A 241-nucleotide genomic window follows, 5' to 3' on the forward strand; every position below is an offset into this window, starting at 1 on the left:
GGGGAACTTGTCCTCGTCTGCCTCGAGGGCCGCGTCGGCGTCGCCACGGGAGAAGACACGAAGGAGGTCAACGCTGGCCAGATGCTCTACCTGCGCCCCGGCGAGGCCAGCTCCGTGCGCGGCCTGGCCGTCGAATCCATCCTCCTGGCCATCGCGCACCACCGCTCCCAGACCCCGCCGGCGGCCCTGGACGTGGTCGATCAGGCCTCGCGGGAATCCTTCCCGGCCAGCGATCCGCCCG

The 241-nt window shown here is 71.8% G+C and carries 1 protein-coding gene; it reads left to right on the forward strand.

All coding sequences use genetic code 11. The features are described 5' to 3' along the window. On the forward strand, positions 1–241 hold a 241-nt coding region (locus RAD04_RS39090), incomplete at both ends, for a cupin domain-containing protein (RefSeq protein WP_461628023.1).

Source organism: Bradyrhizobium sp. 25ACV (assembly GCF_054863005.1).